At 39.8% G+C, this 15,852-nt stretch carries 16 protein-coding genes, 1 rRNA gene and 1 pseudogene; 6 read left to right on the forward strand and 12 right to left on the reverse strand.

From position 1 onward, the window contains the following. Nucleotides 1–143: 143 nt before the first annotated feature. Nucleotides 144–413, reverse strand: a complete 270-nt coding sequence (gene rpsO, locus C3007_RS01535; protein WP_017805737.1) for a 30S ribosomal protein S15 — start codon at nucleotides 411–413, stop codon at nucleotides 144–146. A 173-nt stretch (nucleotides 414–586) separates the two neighbouring features. Between rpsO and C3007_RS01540 the strand changes: the two genes are divergently transcribed. The 3 genes from C3007_RS01540 to C3007_RS01550 all read left to right on the forward strand — a co-directional run bounded on the left by C3007_RS01540 (nucleotide 587) and on the right by C3007_RS01550 (nucleotide 4,330). Continuing rightward, nucleotides 587–1,681, forward strand: a complete 1,095-nt coding sequence (locus tag C3007_RS01540; RefSeq protein ID WP_103852760.1) for a sugar diacid recognition domain-containing protein — start codon at nucleotides 587–589, stop codon at nucleotides 1,679–1,681. A 123-nt stretch (nucleotides 1,682–1,804) separates the two neighbouring features. After that, nucleotides 1,805–3,181, forward strand: coding sequence for a GntP family permease (locus tag C3007_RS01545; RefSeq protein ID WP_103852761.1), 1,377 nt, complete (start codon nucleotides 1,805–1,807; stop codon nucleotides 3,179–3,181). Between the two features lie 12 nt (nucleotides 3,182–3,193). Next, nucleotides 3,194–4,330, forward strand: coding sequence for a glycerate kinase (locus tag C3007_RS01550; RefSeq protein WP_103852762.1), 1,137 nt, complete (start codon nucleotides 3,194–3,196; stop codon nucleotides 4,328–4,330). Between the two features lie 181 nt (nucleotides 4,331–4,511). Here C3007_RS01550 and ruvB read toward each other — a convergent pair whose 3' ends face one another. From ruvB to C3007_RS01595, 9 genes are all read right to left on the reverse strand, one after another. Then, complete coding sequence (gene ruvB / locus C3007_RS01555) at nucleotides 4,512–5,519, reverse strand: Holliday junction branch migration DNA helicase RuvB (protein WP_103852763.1); 1,008 nt, start codon at nucleotides 5,517–5,519, stop codon at nucleotides 4,512–4,514. 13 nt (nucleotides 5,520–5,532) lie between these two features. After that, nucleotides 5,533–6,147 carry a Holliday junction branch migration protein RuvA gene (gene ruvA, locus C3007_RS01560; RefSeq protein ID WP_103852764.1) on the reverse strand — a complete coding sequence of 205 codons (615 nt, stop codon included), beginning with the start codon at nucleotides 6,145–6,147 and terminating at the stop codon, nucleotides 5,533–5,535. An 86-nt stretch (nucleotides 6,148–6,233) separates the two neighbouring features. Then, on the reverse strand, nucleotides 6,234–6,794 hold the full coding sequence (gene ruvC, locus C3007_RS01565; protein WP_103852765.1) for a crossover junction endodeoxyribonuclease RuvC: 561 nt from the start codon (nucleotides 6,792–6,794) through the stop codon (nucleotides 6,234–6,236). A gap of 75 nt (nucleotides 6,795–6,869) precedes the next feature. After that, the gene (locus tag C3007_RS01570) at nucleotides 6,870–7,610 is read right to left on the reverse strand and encodes a YebC/PmpR family DNA-binding transcriptional regulator (protein ID WP_103852766.1); all 741 of its coding nucleotides are present in this window, start codon (nucleotides 7,608–7,610) and stop codon (nucleotides 6,870–6,872) included. A 452-nt stretch (nucleotides 7,611–8,062) separates the two neighbouring features. Next, nucleotides 8,063–8,506 carry a dihydroneopterin triphosphate diphosphatase gene (gene nudB, locus C3007_RS01575; RefSeq protein WP_103852767.1) on the reverse strand — a complete coding sequence of 148 codons (444 nt, stop codon included), beginning with the start codon at nucleotides 8,504–8,506 and terminating at the stop codon, nucleotides 8,063–8,065. 218 nt (nucleotides 8,507–8,724) lie between these two features. Next, on the reverse strand, nucleotides 8,725–9,258 hold the full coding sequence (locus C3007_RS01580; protein WP_103852768.1) for a transposase: 534 nt from the start codon (nucleotides 9,256–9,258) through the stop codon (nucleotides 8,725–8,727). A gap of 132 nt (nucleotides 9,259–9,390) precedes the next feature. After that, complete coding sequence (gene aspS, locus C3007_RS01585; protein WP_103852769.1) at nucleotides 9,391–11,169, reverse strand: aspartate--tRNA ligase; 1,779 nt, start codon at nucleotides 11,167–11,169, stop codon at nucleotides 9,391–9,393. A gap of 87 nt (nucleotides 11,170–11,256) precedes the next feature. Continuing rightward, nucleotides 11,257–11,553, reverse strand: coding sequence for a type II toxin-antitoxin system RelE/ParE family toxin (locus C3007_RS01590; protein WP_103852770.1), 297 nt, complete (start codon nucleotides 11,551–11,553; stop codon nucleotides 11,257–11,259). Beyond that, nucleotides 11,554–11,844, reverse strand: coding sequence for a type II toxin-antitoxin system RelB/DinJ family antitoxin (locus C3007_RS01595; protein ID WP_103852771.1), 291 nt, complete (start codon nucleotides 11,842–11,844; stop codon nucleotides 11,554–11,556). A gap of 191 nt (nucleotides 11,845–12,035) precedes the next feature. Here C3007_RS01595 and cmoA point away from each other — a divergent pair, with 191 nt between their 5' ends. Beyond that, nucleotides 12,036–12,761 (forward strand): carboxy-S-adenosyl-L-methionine synthase CmoA, encoded by a 726-nt coding sequence (gene cmoA / locus C3007_RS01600; RefSeq protein WP_103852772.1) that lies wholly within the window; start codon nucleotides 12,036–12,038, stop codon nucleotides 12,759–12,761. Further along, complete coding sequence (locus C3007_RS01605) at nucleotides 12,761–13,105, forward strand: hypothetical protein (RefSeq protein ID WP_103852773.1); 345 nt, start codon at nucleotides 12,761–12,763, stop codon at nucleotides 13,103–13,105. The genes cmoA and C3007_RS01605 overlap by 1 nt, the downstream gene beginning before the upstream one ends. 106 nt (nucleotides 13,106–13,211) lie before the next feature. Here the strand turns inward: C3007_RS01605 and C3007_RS01610 are convergent, their stop codons facing one another. Then, nucleotides 13,212–14,399, reverse strand: a complete 1,188-nt coding sequence (locus tag C3007_RS01610; RefSeq protein WP_103852774.1) for a porin — start codon at nucleotides 14,397–14,399, stop codon at nucleotides 13,212–13,214. Between the two features lie 640 nt (nucleotides 14,400–15,039). Between C3007_RS01610 and C3007_RS01615 the strand changes: the two are divergent. Continuing rightward, nucleotides 15,040–15,299, forward strand: a pseudogene (locus C3007_RS01615) (DUF1698 domain-containing protein); the annotation flags it as partial. 330 nt (nucleotides 15,300–15,629) lie between these two features. On the opposite strand, the gene rrf reads toward C3007_RS01615, so the two are convergent. Further along, nucleotides 15,630–15,745: ribosomal RNA gene (rrf, locus tag C3007_RS01620) — 5S ribosomal RNA — on the reverse strand. Between the last annotated feature and the right edge of the window lie 107 nt (nucleotides 15,746–15,852).

Genomic DNA, 15,852 nt, shown 5'->3' on the forward strand with positions numbered 1-15,852 from the left:
AATGTGGTTAGATTGAATTTTAAAGTGCGGTAATTTTTTAGGGTATTTTTTTGAGCAGACGTAGGTTTATCCTTGCTATTGATAAAATATTCCCATAAAAAAACGCTCAATTGCTTGAGCGTTTTCTTGTTCTAATTTGGAAATTAGCGACGTAAACCTAAACGAGCGATAGTTTCGCTGTATTTAGCTAAATCAGTACGTTTTAAGTAGTCTAATAATTTACGACGACGAGAAACCATACGTAATAAACCACGGCGACCGTGATGGTCTTTTTTATGCACTGCAAAGTGTGCTTGTAAGTGGTTGATTTGTGCAGTTAATAATGCAATTTGAACTTCAGATGAACCAGTATCTTTTGCATCACGACCAAATTCAGCAACGATAGCTGCTTTTTTTTCTGTGCTTAGAGACATATTAAAATCCTCAATAGTAGGGTTAGTCATACATCAAACGCCGATCTCTAATTCAGCGCCGACAAGGAGCAATAATTGTAGCGATTAAGAGAAAAAATGCAATAAATATCTTGGGTAAATAAGCATTTTAATTATATGATTTAGCCAAGTTTGATTTCATTTTCAGGTGGATTATGGAACTTGATCAGCAAGTTGCACAGAAAATTGTTCAACGGGCAATGCATATTATTCCAAACAGCGTCAATGTAATGGATAAAAATGGGGTGATTATTGCTTCTGGCGATACTTCCCGTTTAAAGCAAAAACATACGGGAGCGGTGATTGCAATTCGAGAAAATCGGGTTGTGGAAGTTGATGAGTTTCTTTCGCAAAAATGGAATCAAGAAGCCAAGCCTGGTATTAATATTCCAATTAATTATCTCGGTAATATTTTTGGCGTTGTGGGGGTATCAGGCAAGCCAGAGGAAGTGCGTCCTTATGCCGAATTAGTAAAAATGACGGCGGAATTAATTGTTGAACAGCACATTTTAATTGAGCAAGAACGTTGGTCGCATCGTTATAAAGAGGAATTTATTTTACAGTTAGTTAATCATTCGCAGAAATATCCCCAGCTTGCTCAACAGGCAAATTTCTTTGGCATTGATTTATCCCTTGATTATGTGGCAACGCTGATTAATTTGTGCCATTCCAATCAAACTCAATTACAAGAATTAGTCAGCTACTTGCAACAGCAAAATGTGCTTTTTGCTATTCATTCTTTGGATTCCATATTGATATTATTACCCGCAAATGAACGTCAAAATAAAATGTTGTTGAAAACCTTTGTGCCAGCACATTGGAGTCCTCATCAATATAAGATTGTGGTGGGCGGTTTTTTAGGTGGAAATGAAAGGTTGGCGCTTTCTTATAAAACAGCATTAAGTACGCTAAGTTATGGATTAAAATTTTTCCCGAAAAAATCGATTTATTTTTTTGAACAATACCAGCTGCCTGTTTTATTAGATGATTTAACAGATTCTTGGCAAGCAAAAGAATTGTTAAAACCTATTAATAAACTTTATGCGCAAGATACCAATCAACAATTACGCAAAACGCTGCAACAATATTTTTTATCAAATTGTGATCTTACTCTCACCGCACAAAATTTATTCATTCATATTAATACTCTGCGTTATCGGCTTAACAAAATTGAGCAAATAACCTCTTTGTCTTTCAATAAGATAGATGATCTATTTGTGTTTTATTTAAGCATATTGTTTAAAAAGTAATTTGTATTTTTCTATAAATTATTATGGATTTTTACCTTAATTTTTGTATTTTAGGATAAAGTATTTTCGCAGAGAAAAAACAATAATGTGATCGATGATTAATCATATAAAAGGAGAAATGATATGACGGGCATCGCACTCATTATTAGCTTTATCCTTGCTATCCTTATTATGATTTTTATGATAGCGAAATTAAAAGTTCATCCTTTCCTCGCATTAATGAGCATTTCCCTTGCGTTAGCGCTTATTGCGGGTATTCCTCTCACTAAAATTCCAGCAATGGTTGGAGCTGGTTTTAGTGGCACATTTAAGAGCATCGGTATTGTGATTATTTTCGGTGCGATTATCGGTATGGTGCTAGAAAAAACAGGTGCAGCCTTAAAATTAGCTGATATGGTTGTTAAACTGGTTGGACAAAAACGACCAGAGCTGGCTATGCTTATTATGGGCTGGGTTGTTGGTATTCCTGTGTTCTGTGATAGCGGTTTTGTTGTGTTAAACCCAATTCGTGAAGCGATTCAGAAAAAAATTGCTGCGAATCCCGTTGGTACTGCGGTTGCACTGAGTGCAGGGCTTTACGCCGCACACGTTTTTATTCCACCAACACCGGGGCCAATTGCCGTGGCAGGTGGGTTAGGTTTAGAGCATAATTTATTATTGGTCATTCTTATGGGGATTGCAGTATCCATTCCTGTTTTGATCGCAAGTTATCTTTTTGCCAAATTTATTGGTAAGCGAGTGATTTTGCAAGATGATGCTAATGATGAATTGATTGCTCAAGGCTATGAAGCCTTATTGAAAAAATATGGCACTTTACCTAATGGCTTTTTAAGCCTTGCGCCAATTTTTGTCCCTATCATTTTAATGGCATTAGGTTCAATCACTAAAATCTCAGGTGCAACAGGGGATATTGCTAATTTCATTTTATTCTTAGGCAATCCAATCATTGCCTTAGGTATTGGATTAATCTTTGCCATCATTCTTATTTTTCAATGTGGCAAAATGAGTGAGTTTGAAACCTTAACCAACGACACACTAAAACTCGTTGGCCCAATTCTGTTTATTACAGCAGCTGGTGGTGTATTAGGCAAAGTGATTGTTGAAGCTGGGTTCGTAGAATATATTAAAGAAAATGCGCATATTATTAGTAGTGCGGGTATTTTCTTTCCATTTATTATCTCAGCGATTTTGAAAACCGCACAAGGCAGCTCTACCGTGGCAATGATTACCACCGCGGCAATTATGGGAATGTTCAATGTTGATGATTCTCTAATGAGTGCATTAGGCTTAACCAGTGAAATTGCTGCTGCATTGACCGTAATGGCGATTGCAGCAGGGGCAATGTGTGTTTCACACGCCAATGACAGTTATTACTGGGTGGTAACAAATTTTAGTAAAATGACACCACAACAAGGCTATCGCACACAAACCACACTCACTTTTATTATGGGAATTGTGGGGATTAGCACAGTTTATATCCTTTCCTTAGTTTTACTTTAACAGGAATTAACAATGAAAATACTCATTGCACCGGATTCATTCAAAGAAAGTTTGACCGCACTCGAAGTGGCGGAAGCGATTGAAATTGGGTTTCGCAAGATTTTTCCGCACGCACAATATTGCAAAATCCCAATGGCTGACGGTGGGGAAGGCACGGTGCAATCTTTGGTGGACGCGACGCAAGGCAAGCTTATCCAATGCACGGTTACCGCCCCTTTGGGCAATAAAATTGACGCATTTTGGGGGCTTTCTGGTGATGGTGAAACTGCATTCATTGAAATGGCAGCGGCTTCAGGGTTGCATCTTGTGCCAATGGAGGTGCGTAATCCATTGAAAACCACCAGTTTTGGCACGGGAGAATTGATTTTGAACGCCTTAAATTATGGGGTGAAAAAAATTATTCTCGGCATTGGTGGAAGTGCAACCAATGATGCTGGCGTGGGAATGTTGCAGGCTTTGGGCGCGCGCTTTCTCAATGCTGAAAATCAATCTTTGGGCTATGGCGGCGAACAATTAATTCACACCGCTCATATTGATTTAAGCCAGCTTGATTTACGTTTAGCGCAAGTACAAATTGAAGTGGCTTGTGATGTGAATAATCCATTATGTGGTGAAACTGGTGCATCTGCTGTGTTCGGGCCGCAAAAAGGGGCAACCGCACAAATGGTGCAACAACTTGATGCCGCGCTTGCTCATTTCGCCGAGAAAGTACAGCAGCAGATTGGTATTAATATCGCCAATCAATCTGGTGCAGGAGCGGCTGGCGGAATGGGCGGTGGATTATTGTTGCTACCTAAAGTGCGGTTGAAAAAAGGCGTAAATATTGTGTTAGAAACCTTAAATTTTAGCGCCCAAGTGCAAGATGCCGATTTGGTGATTACTGGTGAAGGGCGAATGGACGGGCAGAGCGCTTACGGAAAGACACCCATTGGTGTCGCCAAAACTGCTAAGCAATTTGGCAAACCTGTGATTGCTATCGTAGGCTGTCTGCGGGAAGATTACGAAGTGGTGTATGAGCAGGGCATTGATGCGGTCTTTCCGATTATTCGTCAGCTCGATAGTTTGGAAAACACCTTGCGTTCGGGGAAAGAGAACCTGATTTCAACAGCGCAAAATATCGCCAGATTTTATCAGTTAGCGATGAAATAACAGAATAGTGAAAAGACAAGTGCGGTGGAAAATTTTCAGATTTTTTACCGCACTTTATTTTTGGGTATAAGACACGTTTTTCTACCAACTTTTCTACATCAACTTCTTGTAGCTTGCTACTTTATTATCTCAATAAAGCTTGTGAAAAAACGGAGCACTTCCCTACTCCATCGTTTTTTCCCTAGTCAGTCAGCTTATCAATCCCCAAATGACGATAAGTTCGCAATGTGGCGATACGTCCTCTTGGGGTGCGTTGTAAAAAGCCTTGTTGGATTAAATAAGGCTCAAGTACATCTTCAATGGTTTCACGTTCTTCACCAATGGCGGCGGCAAGGTTGTCTAAACCCACAGGGCCGCCGTCAAAACGTTCAATAATGGCGCTTAATAATTTGCGATCCATAAAGTCGAAACCTGCGGGATCAACATCTAACATTGAAAGGGCGGATTTGGCAATTTGTGCTGAAATTTGCCCTGCATTTTTAACATCGGCATAATCTCGCACACGGCGCAATAAACGGTTGGCAATACGCGGTGTACCACGAGAACGACAGGCAATTTCTTGCGCCGCATCTTGTTCAATGGCTAAATTTAAACATTGTGCACTGCGAGCGACGATAGAAGTCAGATCTTCCACGGAATAAAATTCTAAGCGTTGTACAATGCCAAAGCGATCACGCAAAGGGGAAGTGAGCGAGCCTGCTTTGGTGGTTGCGCCAATTAAGGTAAAAGGGGGTAGATCCAGTTTAATTGAGCGTGCTGCTGGGCCTTCACCAATCATAATATCAAGCTGATAATCTTCCATTGCGGGATACAGCACTTCTTCAATAGCTGGGGAAAGGCGGTGAATTTCGTCAATAAATAGCACATCGTGCGGTTCAAGATTGGTTAGCATTGCCGCTAAATCGCCCGCTTTTTCAAGCACAGGCCCCGAAGTGGTGCGGATATTTACTCCCATTTCATTCGCCACAATATTGGCAAGAGTGGTTTTCCCTAACCCCGGTGGGCCGAAAATCAATAGGTGATCGAGTGCATCTTGACGCAGTTTGGCGGCTTGGATAAAGATTTCCATTTGCTCACAGACCTGCGGTTGCCCCACATAATCGGTGAGTAATTTAGGGCGAATGGCACGATCAATGAACTCTTCATCGAACTTTTCCGTTGCGCTGACAATTCTATCTACTTCAATCATTATTCTGCCTTATTTATAACGCTGCTTTTAGGGCTTCGCGGATTAATTGTTCGCTGTTAAGCGCAGGATCGGCAACTTTCTTCACCATTTTTTCCGCTTCACTTGCTTTGTAACCTAACGCAATTAATGCCGCGACTGCATCATCAATTTGAACATTTTCTTTATTTGGTGATTTTTCTGCTGCAGGTAAATGCGTGCTTTCAATAAAGAAATCACCTTGTGGTAAATCCTTAAATTTCCCTTTTAATTCAACCAGTAAGCGTTCTGCTGTTTTTTTGCCCACGCCGGGGATTTTGACTAATTTAGACAATTCTTCACGTTCTATGGCATAAGCAAATTCATTGACCGACATTGCAGATAAAATGGCGAGTGCCAGTTTCGGGCCTACACCGTTGGTTTTGATTAGCTCGCGGAATAAAGTGCGGTCTTGTTTGTGGGAAAATCCGAACAACAAATGCGCATCTTCTCGCACGACCAAATGGGTGAAAAGGGTGGTTTGTTGCCCAGTTTCTGGCAAGTTATAAAAGCTGGTCATTGGCAATAAAAGCTCATAGCCCACGCCTTGCACATCAAGCAAAATTTCTGGTGGTTGCTTTTCGACTAATAATCCTGTTAAACGGCCTATCATAATTTCCCCTTAAAACGATTTGCCATAGGATAAAATAAAACTGGATAAATATCCAGTTTTAAACGATAAATTTTCACACTTAGCCATTATAAACGGAAACGCCCACGGCTATATCTTGGACGCAAAAGTGCGGTGTTTTTTCCCGCTGTTTTTTGTACATTTTGATTAATGTGCGATAAATGCGCGAAAGAATGGGAATGCGTGATGGCAATGGCTAAGGCATCGGCAGCGTCGGCTTGCGGTTTCGCGGAAAGATTAAGAATGCGCGTTACCATTTCTTGCACTTGAGTTTTATCGGCCGCCCCTGTGCCAACCACCGTTTGCTTGACTAAGCGTGCGGCATATTCAAACACCGGTAAATCGTGGTTCACTGCAGCCACAATCGCCACGCCACGGGCTTGTCCAAGTTTTAAGGCAGAATTGGCATTTTTGGCCAAAAATACTTCTTCAATGGCAAACATTGTGGGCTGAAATTGGGTGATAATTTCGCTCACGCCCGCATAAATACGCTTTAAACGGGTTGGCATATCTTCTGCCTGAGTGCGGATCACCCCGCTGCCTAAATATTCTAATTTAAGCCCCATTTGGCGAATCACCCCATAGCCAGTTAAACGAGAGCCGGGGTCGATACCTAAAATAATTGCCATCTTTTTTCCTAAATGAAAAAGGTGCTGAAGATCACGCACCTTTTAACTTATCGCTGATCAAATCAATGTGAGAAATTAAAGCAATGCTGCCACTTCATCACTGATTTCGCCATTGTGATACACGTTTTGCACATCATCACAATCTTCTAGCATATCAATTAAGCGTAATAATTTTGGTGCTGTTTCCGCATCAAGATTTACCGTAGTTGATGGGATCATTGTAACTTCCGCTTCTTGAATTTTGAAGCCTGCTGCTTCAATGGCTTCACGCACTGCACTTAAATCTTCCCACGCGGTGTAGATTTCAAAACTGCCGTCTTCTTGTGGTTGAATGTCATCTGCGCCTGCTTCAATTGCTGCTTCTGTAAGCGCATCTTCATCGGCTTCCGCTATTAAAATCAAGCCTTTTTTACTAAACAAATAGCCTACAGAACCTTCTGTACCTAAGTTTCCGCCGCATTTAGTGAAACTTGGGCGAACCTGCGAGATGGTGCGGTTTGCGTTATCACTTAAACATTCCACCATTACCGCTGTACCACCTGGACCATATCCCTCATAAACTTTAGTTTCCATATTAGTGTCATCACCGCCTCCAACACCGCGATCGATCGCACGGTTAATGGTATCGCGCGTCATATTGTTAGAAAGGGCTTTATCCACCGCCGCACGCAAACGCGGGTTAGCACTCACATCACCGCCACCAAGTTTGGCTGCGGTAACCAATTCACGGATTAATTTAGTAAAGATTTTTCCACGTTGGGCATCTTGGGCGGCTTTACGGTGTTTAATATTTGCCCACTTACTATGTCCTGCCATTTTTTTTCCTTCTGTTTTTTGTGATCTTTTTGATCTTGAGTTTAATTAAATTTGTTTATTTTTATAAATCGGGTTTCGCCATTGGCGACTTATGTTCACCACAATAGGCGTCATATCATTTAGTGCGTAGTTATTGCTACTATCAAATCTCCCCCTACCCATCTTTTCTAAAGAGGGGGATATGAGCGTATGATTAACTCATTTTGAGCTATAACTACTAAATTCCCCTCTTTAGCAAAGAGGGGCTAGGGGAGATTTGGCAGAAGTCATTCCAGCCAAATAATCAATCAGCCCTTATTTAACAAATAACCAGCTATCAACAGTGATTATATTTATTCTAATTTTGAAGTGCGGTCAAAAATACTCTTATTTTTTTCACCGCACTGCTCCCCTCTTTAGCAAAAGAGGGGTTAGGGGAGATTTGGCAGAATTTATTCCAGCCAAATAATCAATCAGCCCTTATTTACCAAATATTTCTCAATCGCTGCAGCGTTATTTGGCGATTTTGTCATTTGCACGGCCTGTTGTGGGGAAACCCATTTAAAGGCTAAATGCTCGCTGAGTTGCGGTTCAAATTCCTCTTCCACGGTGCATAAAAACCAATGTTCACACACATGGGTGATATTCGGTGCGTATTTATAGCGGAAATGGGGAAAAATTTCAAATTCTACGCTTTCATTGCAATCAAAAAGTGCGGTGGAATTTGGTGAAATTTTTAACCGCACTTCTTCCCAAAGCTCGCGAATAGCCGTTTGCCTCGGCGTTTCGCCATTTTCCATTGATCCCGTTACTGATTGCCAAAATTCGGGATCGTCTTTGCGTTGCAACATCAGTACGCGATGCGTATTTTTAGCATAGATAACAACAAGAACGCTATGGGGATTTTTGTAGCTCATCTATTCCTATTTCTCCATAACACTGTTATCTAATTCAATACCTATCTCAATTGTTTCGTATTTTTGGGGCGTATGCAATACGCCCCTACGTCCGTTCAGAAAAACTATTTTGTAAGTTATTCCGAGTCCAATGCCTATCTGAATGATATTTCGTATTCTAGGGGCGTATGCGGTACGGCCCTATGTCTGTTCAGAAAATTATTTTGTAGATCATTTATCTATTGCTCTATAAAAAATCTATCATCTTGCCAAGTAACTGGATTATTACGAATATATTCTGCAATATTCTCATAAGATTTTTCGTTTCTAATAATATGTTCGTAATAGTTTCTCTGCCAAATATTTTCACCTAAATATTCTTTTAAACGGCTTGTTACTGCACCTTTATAACCTCGAATAATTGCACCTAATGTATGCATTGGTGATTGTAGGGGCGTATCGCATACGCCCCTGTGCCGAATTTGATGGGCTTGATGAAAATCTTCTGTTAGCGTAATAATTCCGTGAATATGATTTGGCATAACAATAAATTCATCTAGTTCAATACCTGTGCGTTGATTGAGTGTATTAAACCATTGGTCATAAGCAATTTGCCCATATTTATTTAAATAAATTCTTCCGTTACCCACCTTACCAAATAGCGGTAAGCGATCTGCACAGCAAATTGTAACAAAATAACAGCCCTCTGAAGAATAATCATAGCTTTTCAAACGAAGGCTGCGTCTTTTATGCAAATCGGGATTATATTTCATATTTTTAATGACATATGGAAATTTTCTGTAATATGCGAGATTATCCCCAAGCCGATTGTAATACGTCTTCTTGGGGCGTATGCAATACGCCCCTACGTCCATTTCAAAAATAATTTTATAGGTTATAAAAATTTATTTTGCTTTTTCTTCTTTCGCTGTTACTGCAATACCTAATTCTTGCAATGCCTGCGGGTTGGCATAGCTTGGGGCTTCGGTCATTAAGCACGCAGCAGCGGTGGTTTTCGGGAAGGCGATAACATCACGAATGTTGTCTGTGCCAGTTAAAAGCATCACTAAACGGTCTAAACCAAAGGCTAAACCTGCGTGTGGTGGTGTGCCGTATTTTAAAGCATCAAGTAAGAAGCCGAATTTTTCTTGTTGTTCCACTTCGTTAATGCCAAGAATGCGGAATACAGTTTGTTGCATTACAGGGTCAAAAATACGCACCGATCCACCGCCCACTTCGTAGCCGTTAATCACCATATCGTAAGCATTTGCCACGGCTGCCGTTGGATCTTGCTCTAATTGGCTCGGGCTGAAATCTTTCGGTGAAGTGAACGGGTGGTGCATTGCGGCAAGGTTACCTTCTTCATCACGTTCAAACATAGGGAAATCTACCACCCAAAGTGGTTTCCATTCTTCTAAGCGAGTTAAGCCTAAATCACGGCCTAATTTCAAGCGTAACGCGCCCATTGCGTCAGTGGCAACGTTCCATTTGTCTGCGCCGAAGAAAAGAATGTCGCCATTTTGTGCTTGCACGCGGTTTAATAACGCATTTAGCACTTCTTCTGATAGGAATTTTGCGATTGGGCTTTGCACGCCTTCTAAGCCTTTTTCAAGCTCATTAACTTTCAACCAAGCTAAGCCTTTTGCGCCATAAATGCCAACAAATTGGGTGTATTCATCAATTTGTTTACGAGTAATGCTTGCGCCATTTGGCACGCGGATCACAGTTACACGGCCATTTGGATCATTGGCGGGGCCGCTGAATACTTTGAAATCCACGTCTTTCACTAAATCAGCCACGTCCACCATTTCTAATGGGTTACGCAAATCAGGTTTGTCTGAACCAAAACGCTGCATTGCTTCTGCCCAAGTCATCATTGGGAATTTACCGAGATCTACGCCTAAAATTTCTAACCATAATCCGTGGATCATTTGTTCCATAATTTCACGCACTTCTGGCGCGGTTAGGAAAGAGGTTTCCACATCGATTTGGGTAAATTCAGGCTGGCGATCAGCGCGTAAATCTTCATCACGGAAACATTTTACAATTTGATAATAGCGATCAAAGCCAGACATCATCAGCAACTGCTTAAATAATTGTGGTGATTGCGGTAAAGCATAGAATTTGCCTTTATGCACACGGCTTGGCACTAAATAATCGCGTGCGCCTTCAGGGGTGGCTTTGGTGAGCATTGGGGTTTCAATATCTAAGAAACCGTGATCGTCCATAAAACGGCGCACAAAACTGGTAATTTTTGCACGAGTTTTTAAACGTTGCGCCATTTCAGGGCGGCGTAAATCCAAATAACGGTATTTTAAGCGTTGCTCTTCCGTGTTATTTTGATTGAAATCTAACGGCAACACATCAGAGGCATTGTAAACAGAAAGGGATTTCGCCAACACTTCCACTTCGCCTGTTGCCATATTTTTATTGATTTGATTTTCAGGGCGCGCAATGACTTCGCCTTTAATTTGCACGCAAAACTCATTACGCAAGCCAGCCGCAGCAGTGAGAGCTTCTTGATATTTCGGGTCAAAGCAGACTTGCACAATGCCTTCACGATCACGCAAATCGATAAAAATCAAGCCACCTAAATCACGGCGCTTATTCACCCAACCGCTCAGAGTAACTTCTTGTCCAATGTTGCTGCGGTTTAACGCCCCGCAATAATGAGTTCGCATCATAATATTTTCCTTATTGAAATCTTAAAAAAGTGATAACCGCAAGATTATAACGGAAATCTTGGGGGGATAGAATTGTTAATTGAGAAGTTATGCAAAAACTTCTGAATGTGTATTTAGCCGAACTAATTTTAGGCATTGCTGTTCAATTTTATAAATTAGCACGAGATCGTTGAGAATGTGGCAATCCATATAGCCTTTTAAATTGTTTTTCAGCGGATGGTTTTTATATTCAGCGGGTAAAGTCAGCCCATTTGTTAAGCAGTGCATCGCTTCCAAATAGCGGGGATGAACAAATAAGTGCGGTGCTTTTTTGGCTAATTGTACCAAATCGCGCTTAAATTCTTTTGCCATTTCAATTTCCTTAATTGGCAACGGCTGGTTCATTTATTTTTTCCCTTCTGCTATTTGTTGCAATAAGGTGGCAAGCTCGGTTTTGTCATCAAGAGAGAAACGTTCAGCCGTTCCACTTTCAATTTCATTCATTGCCGCTAAAGTTTTTGCATTAGGTTGTAAATAATTCAAACTCAAAGGAATCGCTTTGGTGGCAGCAATTTCAGTTAAAAACATATTAAACACTTGTGATGGGGTGAGGCCATATTGGGCAATCACTTCAAATGCTTCTGTTTTTAAATGTTGTGGTAAACGAAAATTCACCACGGCATTATTGTTTGTCATTGTCGTCATAATCAATCTCTCATTGGTTAAATTGACTGTATTATATTGCATATACAATGTCATTACAAATTAAGATTGATACATTTCCATTTGTGAGAACCGCGGTCTTGCTCTAAAATGCTGACAAAATAAAGAGCGGTAAAAATTTTGTGAATTTTCACCGCACTTTGATGACAAATTTAGGATAAATAATGAGTAAAGATACCATTTTTTCCGCCCCGATTAAGAACTTGGGCGATTTTACTTTTGATGAAAATGTGGCGGAAGTGTTCCCTGATATGATCCAGCGTTCTGTGCCGGGCTATTCTAATATCATCACCGCCATTGGAATGTTAGCCAGCCGTTTTGTTACGCCAAATTCTAATGTGTATGATTTAGGCTGTTCTCGTGGTGCGGCGACCCTTTCGGTAAGGCGTAACATTCATCAGCCCAATGTGAAGATTCTTGGCGTGGATAATTCGTTGCCGATGGTGGAACGTTGTCACCAGCATATTCAGGCGTATCACAGCGAGATTCCTGTGGAGATTTTGTGCGATGATATTCGCAACATTGAAATCAACAATGCCTCAATGGTGATTTTGAATTTCACCTTGCAATTTTTACCACCGCAAGATCGCAGTGCGCTGTTAGAAAAAATTTATCAAGGGCTAAATCCCAATGGCGTGCTGGTATTATCGGAAAAATTCCGTTTTAATGATGAAACGATTGATGAACTATTGATTGATTTGCACCACGAATTTAAGCGCGCCAATGGTTACAGCGAGCTAGAAGTAAGCCAAAAACGCACCGCACTTGAAAATGTAATGCGTACTGATGATATTGAAACGCACAAAGCGCGGTTGAAATCGGTGGGATTTTCTCACATTGAATTGTGGTTTCAGTGTTTTAATTTTGGATCAATGGTGGCGATTAAATAATGCAAATGCGTTCATTGTTCTTAGCAGGGTTATTGCTGAGCTGTGTTAATCTGCCTTATGCTCAAAACATCGCCACAGCTCAAATTTCCCCCCAGCAAGTGGAGCAAGCGTCAAGTGCCACGCGCGATTTTATTATTTTTTACGACCGCACTTTAACTACTGCACCGCAGCTTATTGCAGCCAGCCAAAAATTAGGCGCTGAATTGTTGTATGAATACCGAAACTTTAACGCCATTGCGGTGCATATTCCTGAGAATTTAGAGCTGTCATCTCTAAAAACAAAGTTATCTCAAATAAAAGGTGTATTGGAAGTAAATGAATCACAAATGATGCAATTACATTAGCAAGCAGAGCATTAAGAAATATATACCGATCAAACTCCAGATTAATAAATAAAAAACCACCTCTTAACGAGGTGGTTTTCATATCAATCTTAGATTGATTTAATAATTAGAAGTAAACGCGTAAACCTACAGCATAACGGTTATCTTTAGCACGTTTAGTTTTACCTGTAACTTTTACATCGTCACCTTCGATAGAACCAGTACCTTTAACGCGAGAGTGAGCATATTCAACATAAGCTACTACATTTTTGTTAAATGCATAATCAGCACCAACTAGGTAAACATTCTCTGTTAATTTCTGATTTTGAGCAACGCTTAATGTACCAACAACAGAACGTAAGAAGTTTGCATCACCTTTGTCAAAACTTAATTTAGCTTTGTGACCTTTATATTGGTTGCGTTCCCAAGCTGCATATACAGAAGCATTATCTAAATATTGATATTTAGCAGCTACTTCTAAGAAACGTCCTGTTCCTTCTTTGTCTTGAGTTTGGTGATCTTTATAATAAGATTGACCGTATTCAGCACCCAAAGTCACTGGGCCATACGCGAATTGTGAAGCTACACGCCAAGATTGAACTTTACGACCTGTTCCTGTTGTTTTTTTAGCTTGAACTGGAGGATTTGCATTTTGATTTGCTGCTCGACCATTGTCATATACTTCTACAGTATAACCAGCGTTTAAATTTACCCCAACGTCAGCGAATTGACCTGCATAAAATGCAGATGTACCATAAGCATATTTAAGGTCTGAAGCTTCATTCTGTTTCTTAGCTTGACCAAAAGTATAATCAGCACCAAAACCTAAAGTTTGGCCTTCTGCTAATTGGAAATCTGCTGAGCGGAAAGAAACTACTTTATCACCACCAGTGAATAGATTATTGCTACCGCCAAATAAGTAAGAGTGATCATTGATCTCTACTGCATCACCAGTAGTATCTTGTTTACCAAATGAAACACGACCAACTTCATCTTTTTGAAGTGCTAACCATAATTTGTTAGTTTTAATGTTGTTAAATGAAGAACCAGTATCCCATTTATCACCGCCATCATTGAAACGTAAACGAGTGTAACCGATTACTTTAACGCCTTCACCTAAATCGTGTTGCGCTTTGAATTCTAAACGTGAACCAACGTTACGAAGATCCGCACGCTCATCATCATTAAATTTGCCTAAAGCTACATCAAAACGACCGCCAACATCAACTTGTGTACCATCGTTGTTATAAACTGTTGCTGCGCTTGCTGAAGTTGCTACAGCTGCAACTGCTAATGCTAATAATGTCTTTTTCATAATCAAATTCCTTTCAGAATTAAGTTGTTATAACAATTTAAAGTTAAGCTAAAACTTTTCTTAAAAGAAAATGTCAAAGCTGACTTCACTTGAAGCAGGGCTATATTGGCAAAGAAACATTCAAGTGTCAATGCAAAATCTGAAAAAGTTCACCATATTTAGTGATCAAGATCACATATTTTAAGAAAAGTTGATCTTCATACTTAGCTTATACAAAATCTGTATAAAGCTACATCTAATACATAAAATATAGATAATAACGGCTTATCAAGCTTATGAAAGTATATGGGGAAACACGGATAGGTTTCACAAAATGTTTAACAAATGACTTCTTTAATCTTTGTACCTGTAAATAGACTAAATCATATACTATGGTCTAAATTGAATGATATATGCAAAAATCAGCTCTTATACTAGATACAAACACTTAAATTATTATTCTAGAGCTAATATCTCACTTAATCTTAATTGTTCCCATTGAATACTTCTTTGAAATATCTGCTCCAAGTGACGCATTCATATACAATAATTAACAAAGAGCAAAAAACTTTTACATAAATGATCAACAAACTTCTTACTATCAAAGTAATAAATCGCCTAAGACAAACTCTAAAAGGAATAATGAGCGAAGGGCAGCACTGAGCAAATGCAGCCTTTAGGCGTGTTTGATAGCGTGTTTTCAATATTGGCACTTGAATTGATGGTGATGAAAACACGGTGCTTATGCCGCAATATCGTTACGCAAAAATGAAAAACGTGTATTTTATCCCTTCGGTCAACGCCTTGATTTTATGGCTAGAAAATGAAAGCTTGATTGATTTTCTTGATCCAAATGATCATAGAAAAACCATTGAAGGCTATCCTGCGCCAAAAAGAGCGGTAATTTTGGCGAATAAATAATTAGAAAAAACACCGCACTTACAATAATGCAAAAATATAAATAAGAGTGAAAACGCTTCGTTCTTATTTATTGCTTGCTAAGGCCTCTCTTAAAAAACATAAAACCAAAGTGCGGTGTAATTTTGCTAAGTTTTTAACAGCATAAATGGTAAAATTCACTGACATTGTTATTCAACCAACAAGAAAACGAAAGAGAAGATAAATTAGAATAGACAAGATTAAATTAAGCAAAAAAAGCCTCCCAAAATAAAACCCAAAATAGGAGATATAAAATAAAACAAATAAAAAACGCCATCAAGTTCCCTCAATGGCGTTCTTCTTTCATTCAATACCTGGCGGTGTCCTACTCTCACATGGGGATTCCCCACACTACCATCGGCGTTACAGCGTTTCACTTCTAAGTTCGGCATGGAGTTAGGTGGGTCCACTGCACTAGCGCCGCCAAGATAATTCTTTACATTCTTTATCTGTTTTATATCTTTTCTATTCTATTCGTTCTTCACTTCTTCAACAAAAACAAGCCAAAACCCTTGAGCGTTGTATAGTTAAGCCC

It is taken from the genome of Avibacterium gallinarum (assembly GCF_002921135.1).
Classification (GTDB): domain Bacteria; phylum Pseudomonadota; class Gammaproteobacteria; order Enterobacterales; family Pasteurellaceae; genus Avibacterium; species Avibacterium gallinarum.